General features: G+C 63.4%; 5 protein-coding genes. 1 reads left to right on the forward strand and 4 read right to left on the reverse strand.

Annotated elements, in window-relative coordinates:
• The first annotated feature begins 18 nt into the window (after window positions 1-18).
• On the forward strand, window positions 19-1107 hold the full coding sequence (gene aroB, locus CXY71_RS07685) for a 3-dehydroquinate synthase (protein WP_104135057.1): 1089 nt from the start codon (window positions 19-21) through the stop codon (window positions 1105-1107).
• A gap of 72 nt (window positions 1108-1179) precedes the next feature.
• Here the strand turns inward: aroB and CXY71_RS07690 are convergent, their stop codons facing one another.
• From CXY71_RS07690 to CXY71_RS07705, 4 genes are all read right to left on the reverse strand, one after another.
• Window positions 1180-1620, reverse strand: a complete 441-nt coding sequence (locus tag CXY71_RS07690; RefSeq protein WP_104135058.1) for a DUF779 domain-containing protein — start codon at window positions 1618-1620, stop codon at window positions 1180-1182.
• Between the two features lie 122 nt (window positions 1621-1742).
• Entirely contained in the window at window positions 1743-3266 is a 1524-nt protein-coding gene (locus tag CXY71_RS07695; protein WP_104135059.1) for an aldehyde dehydrogenase family protein, read from the reverse strand.
• A gap of 58 nt (window positions 3267-3324) precedes the next feature.
• A complete protein-coding gene (locus CXY71_RS07700) occupies window positions 3325-4689 on the reverse strand; it encodes a GAF domain-containing protein (protein ID WP_233204540.1) in 1365 nt (454 codons plus the stop codon).
• A gap of 795 nt (window positions 4690-5484) precedes the next feature.
• Complete coding sequence (locus CXY71_RS07705) at window positions 5485-6150, reverse strand: FtsX-like permease family protein (protein WP_158253016.1); 666 nt, start codon at window positions 6148-6150, stop codon at window positions 5485-5487.
• Window positions 6151-6307 lie beyond the last annotated feature (157 nt).

A 6307-nucleotide genomic window follows, 5' to 3' on the forward strand; every position in this document is an offset into this window, starting at 1 on the left:
AAGTCAGGGACAACACAGATGATCGAACAGACCAGTACTACCGTGATCACCGTGACTGGGGTCGACAGTTATCCGGTCAGCGTAGGGCGTGGCCTGGTCAATACCGTCGCCGAGCACCTTGGAACCGGTGTCAACAAGGTGCTCATCGTGCACACCTCGACCGTCGGCGCCCGCGCTGTCGCCCTGCGTGACAGCCTGCTCGAAACCTACGCCGAGGTTCTGCTAGCCGAGATTCCCGACGCGGAAGCAGCTAAACGGGTCGAGGTCGCCGCGTTCTGCTGGGGGGTCATGGGTCAGTCCGACTTCAGCCGCACCGACGCCGTGATCGGGCTCGGTGGCGGTGCCGTCACCGACCTCGCCGGTTTCGTGGCCGCGACCTGGCTGCGCGGCGTGAAGCTCGTGCAGATTCCCACGAGCGTGCTCGGCATGGTCGATGCGGCCATTGGCGGTAAGAACGGTATCAATACCGCCGAGGGCAAGAATCTCGTCGGCACCTTCTACGCGCCCGCCGCAGTATTGTGCGACCTCGACCTGCTCGATGCCCTGCCGAAAAATGAAATCCTCGCCGGCTTCGCCGAAATCGTCAAGGCCGGCTTTATTCAGGTTCCCGAGATTCTCGACATCATCGAAGCGGATGTCGAGCGCGCCACCGACCCGACCACCCCCGAATTCCGTCGTCTGATCGAACTGTCGATCGCCATGAAAGCGCGCATCGTGGGGGAGGACTTCAAGGAAGCCGGCCTGCGCGAGATCCTCAACTACGGTCACACCCTCGGCCACGCGGTCGAACACGCCGAACGCTATGGCTGGCGCCACGGCGCTGCCGTCGCCGTTGGCATGATGTTCGCGGCGGAACTGGCCGCCCTGAGCGGCCGGCTCTCGGTCGAGGCCGTCGACCGGCACCGCAGCATCCTCGAATCGCTGACCCTGCCGACCAGCTACCCGGTGGGTCGGTGGCCCACCCTGCTCGCTACCATGCAGCGCGACAAGAAGACCCGCAGCGGCATGCTGCGCTTCGTGGTACTCGACGATGTGGGCAAGGCCACCATCCTCGAAGGCCCGGATGCCTCGTTGCTGTTTAGCGCGTACCAGGCCATCGGGCAGTAGCAGCATCACCTTTTCCCACGGCGCGGAAGCTATGGCTTTGCCACTCACTGCTCGGCGGCGGTGGACGGGACGCTACGCGGGGATAGCTGCGGGACCGGCGAACGGGGTGATCGTGGTCATGAGCTCGGAACGGATGAGAAAGCGCACGCCGCGCGGGGCCTCGGCGCTGAAGCCGCTGCCGCGGCCGGGCACCACGTCGACGGTGAGAAAGGTGTGGCTCCAGTAGTTGAACTGTTCGATCGACATCCAAAAGTCGAGCGGCTGGGCTGGCCCGCCGGTCGGCGCGAGATCGAACTGGCCGAGCCGCACGTCTTGGTCGGAGGTGATGAATTCGCCGGCCATGAACAGCATCGGCGAACTGCCATCACAGCAGCCGCCGGACTGGTGAAACATGAGCGGGCCGTACTCCTCCCACAGGCTGCGGAGAAGGTCAACAGCAACGGGTCTGAGCTCGACGCGAGGGATGGTTTCACCGGCGATCGTGACCGATGCGGTTATTGTGGGAGTCGACATTGACGGACCTTTCTGCTGAAGAAGGGGGCTGTCTCCGACGTTACGTCGTCGACAGCCCCCAGGCCAGACCTTCAGTGAACTCCCATCGAACGGGTGAGCATCCATTGGTCTAGCGGTTCGGTTTAGAAGAAGCCGAGCTTGTTCTCGGAGTATGACACGAGCAGGTTTTTGGTCTGCTGATAGTGACCGAGGGCGAGCTTGTTGTTTTCGCGGCCGATTCCGGAGCTCTTGTAGCCTCCGAAAGCTGCTCCGGCCGGATAGGAGTGATAGTTATTAACCCAAACGCGACCGGCCTGAATGTCACGGCCGGCCCGGTAGGCGACGTTGCCGTTGCGCGACCAGACCCCGGCGCCCAGGCCGTAGATGGTGTCGTTGGCGATCGAGATGGCGTCGTCGTAGTCGGTGAAACTCGTCACGGCGAGCACCGGTCCAAAGATCTCCTCCTGGAACAGCCGCATCTTGTTGTGGCCCTCGAAGATGGTCGGCTGTACGTAATAGCCGTCGGTGAGGTCGCCGCCGAGATCGACGCGTTCGCCGCCGAGGGCTAGCTTGGCACCCTCCTTGGTACCGATGTCAATGTACGAGAGGATCTTCTCAAGCTGGTCATTGCTGGCCTGTGCACCCATCTGGGTATCAGTGTCCAGCGGGTTGCCCTGGATGATCTTCCCGGCGCGGGTGACGGCGTCGCCGAGGAAGCTGTCATAGATCGACTTCTGCAGCAGCGCACGGCTCGGGGCCGTGCAGATCTCGCCCTGGTTGAGGGCGAACAGCACGAAGCCTTCTTGGGCTTTGTCGTAGAAGGCATCCTTCTCTTGGGCGACGTCGCTGAAAAAGATGTTCGGGCTTTTACCGCCGAGTTCGACGGTTGAGGGGATGATATTGGCCGAGGCGTACTGCAAAATGAGGCGGCCGGTCGTGGTCTCACCGGTGAAGGCGATCTTGCGGATGCGGTTGCTCGAGGCGAGCGGCTTGCCGGCCTCCAGGCCGAAACCGTTGACCACGTTGACGACGCCAGGTGGAAGGATGTCGCCGATGAGTTCCAACAGCACGAGAATCGAAACCGGGGTCTGCTCGGCGGGCTTGAGCACGATCGCGTTGCCAGCGGCGAGGGCCGGGGCGAGCTTCCAGACAGCCATCAGAATGGGAAAGTTCCAGGGGATGATCTGGCCGACGACGCCGAGCGGTTCGTGAAACTGGTATGAGACGGTGTCGCCGTCGAGCTGGGCGTGGTCGCCGTCCTGGGCGCGGATCGCAGAGGCGAAGTAGCGAAAGTGGTCGGCGGCGAGAGGGATGTCGGCGTTGAGCGTCTCGCGAATAGCCTTGCCGTTATCCCAAGTTTCGGCGACGGCGAGCATTTCGGTGTTGGCGTCGATGATGTCGGCGATTTTGTTGAGCACGACAGCGCGTTCGGCGGGGCTGGTCTTGCCCCAGGCCGGTGCCACCTTGTGCGCGGCGTCGAGAGCCAACTCGATGTCCTCGGCGGTTCCGCGAGCCACCTCGGCGAACGGCTTGCCGGTGACCGGGGTGATGTTTTCGAAGTACTGGCCCTTGACCGGGGCGACCCATTCGCCGCCGATCCAGTTCTCGTACCGCGACTTGAAGGTAACTTTGGAGCCGGGTGTTCCGGGTACTGCATAGACGGTCATGTCACTCCTGTATATCGACGACGGTGTCGGATTCGCAAAGCTGCGACCTGCTTCGACTCTAAGAGCGGGAACGTTGCAGAATGTTGCAATGCCCACCGATTTCGTCTTCAATGCGTGCCAGATGCGCCACGACCATTGCGCGTTTGGGTGAACGGGCCGGGAGCAGCTCTTGGCAGGCACGCCACACCTCGGTGTCCCAGGTGGCCTCTTCGGTGCGCGCGTAGCTGAGCAGCAGATCGACTGATGCATCGGCGAGCAGCGCTTCGCGCAGCCGACTGCTCACTTCCTGGCGAATTTCGACGATGCCGGGGGCTGACGATCCCGGCAGTACAGCCCCGCGGTAGGCGCCGAGGGCGACGCGGTGGGCGCCGCGTTCCAGAAAGGCAAGCACGCGTTGGGCATCTAGCTCGAGTTTGGATTCCAGCCGATACGGGCGGGAAGTGATCATGATGGGGGAGTCGAGGAGCGCGAGCACTTTGCGTACCCGCACCATTTCGGCGCGCAGCGTCTCCACCGCCGTGTCTTGGTCCGATAGAAAGCTGGCCAGGCGATCGGCGGATAGTCCTTCGCGGTGCCAGGCCAGGAGCGTGAGAATTTCGGTGTGGCGTGGCGAGACATCCACTGTGCTGCTGGCGCAGTGCAGCTGGCCGTGATCGGTACCGAGCACGCTCAGACCGGCCGGCACCAGTCGCGGCACACTCACCGACATCGATGCCCGCGACCGCTGGGCAAGCGGTGAATCGGCCGGCCGGTCGAGTCGTTGGATGCGCAGCTCCGCTTCCATCGCGGCGACGGCAGCCTCGACCAGCGGCAGAGTTTGTGGCGCGACAGCCTGGTCGCCGCCGGTGATATCGATGACCCCGAGGATCTTGCCGGTGTCCGGGTCGTGGATCGGCACGGCCGTGCAGCTCCACGGGTGCGCAAGAGTGTTGAAGTGCTCGGCTCGCCAGATCTGGATTCCGCGGTCGAGGGCGAGCGCCGTTCCCGGTGCGCTCGTGCCGACCCGGCTTTCCGACCAGTCGGCGCCCTCGACGAAGAGCATCTCCTCAACCCGGCGGCGAAGCACCCGATCGCCGTCGATCCAGAGCAGTCGACCCGATTCGTCACCGATAGCAACGATCAGCTCGGCATCGGTCGCGTGGCGGATGAGCAGGTTATGCACGACCGGCAAGACCGCGGCGAGCGGATGCTGATTGCGCAGGTCGCGCAATTCGCCGTCGGTCAGCGCCCGCTCGGGAGCCACACTCGACGGGTCGAGGCGCAGCGACAGGGAACGCTGCCAGGAGTCCTGCACGAGCTGGCGCACCCCGGATTGAAAGACCCGATCGGTGATGGCGGATTCGTGGGCCCGCTCCAGGGCGACAATGCTCTCCCGCGCGTCGCCGGTCGGGACCGACGACGAACTCTTCAAGCCGTATCCCATGAGCGTCTGCCTCCATTAGCAGTGATCGGGTGACGCGGCCGAGGCCAGCGTCGATGTCAGTCTAGGGTAGCCGCCCGCGCTCGTCGGAGCGCTGAGCAGTGAACGTTCCCACACAGGCCCTCCGCGTTCGCCTTGTCGAGAAAATCCACGATCGAAATCGTGGAGTCATGCTCGACCTGACCCCCACCTTGAGATCTTCGGCTTTCAGTCGGTTTCGTGTCGATTCAATGCGCACAGTTCAGCTGTCGCTGCGGCCACACTCCAGCGAACCGATCGTGGCATGCCACCGTTCTGTTTCACCCCACGTCGCGTAGCGAGCGTGTCATTTTCCGTTCACGATTGCACAAATGTCAGCACACGCCTGCACAACCGGCTGGTCGCTCGCCTAACGAGGGGGCTCGTCGGCTCAATTGGTTTGGATAGGTTGTCGCGCTAGACGCTCGCTTGATCGGGCTTCATGTCGGGCTGGGCAAGCGGCGACGACCGTTTCCAGCGCCCCTGGTTCGGCTGATGGTGCGGCGGTTGCCCAGGGGAGGTCGGCGGACAGCAGACTTCCCTTGCTCAGACTCAGCGGGAGCGGGCCGCCTTCGGCCGCCGAGCGGAGGAACGGGATTGGTCCTATACCAAGTTGAATCGCTTTTCTGCGCGTGGTCGCTGGGGTCTACCAGCCATGTGTATCGGGTGCTGCGAATTGCGCACCCTGCTGACGTGTACGCTCTGCGCTCAACGCCTGACTCTCTCACCGTAGGAGGGATCAACGTCGTTGGTGCCCTGCAAGCCGCTGAAACCAGGGCCTCACGGAACTCTTAGCTCGGCGAGGGGGTCTCGTCGTGCGGCAACGCTAGCGGGTAACAGTGCGGCGATGACGCCGACGGCGATCGCGAGCACGCTGACGGCGACGAAGAACGCGATTCCAGGGAGTGGGTCGCCAGTAATGACGAGGCTGATCGCAGTCGCGGCGCACCCGATGACCGCACCGATCCCACTCAGGAAGGCCATCTGGGTCAATAACAGCCCAATGATCAGGCCTTGGGATGCGCCAAGTGCGCGGCGGCGTCCGAAATCCTTGCGGCGAAGCATCACGAAACCGTAGAGGATCGCCGCTACGAGCAAGGCGGTGAGGGCGAATATAACGATTACGAGGTTACGGCCGAAGCTGCCAAGCTGGCCTTCGATGAGGGCGCGAAGGGTGGCGAGGCCCTCGCTGGTCGTCAGCGTAACTTTAGTCGGATCGTCGACGGCCAGCACCGACAGGACCACTTGGGAGACTGGGGAGACAAGGTCGGGGCGTTCCGCGATCACGACGAGGATGCTGACGGTATGCGGGTCGTCAGAGTCGATTTGCTGGGGGGCGACGATCAGAGGTTCGAGGAAGCGCAAGTAGTCGGGAACTGGAATGCGGCCCGCAATGGCGAATTCCGCCCCGGCACCCGTGACGACGCCGCCAGTGGCGTCGGGCATTCCGAGCTGGTCGAGTGCGGCGTTCGAAGCCCATGCAGTGCGGTTCTGGACCGCCGGGGCTGCCGGCAAGCCAAGCTGGGACTGCTGAAGGTTTAGTTGACACTTCATTTAGGCCGCGAGTGAGGCCGGTTGGTCCATTATTTCAAACTCGATCGGC

This window comes from Cryobacterium sp. Y62 (genome assembly GCF_002929785.1).
Taxonomy (GTDB): Bacteria; Actinomycetota; Actinomycetes; order Actinomycetales; family Microbacteriaceae; genus Cryobacterium.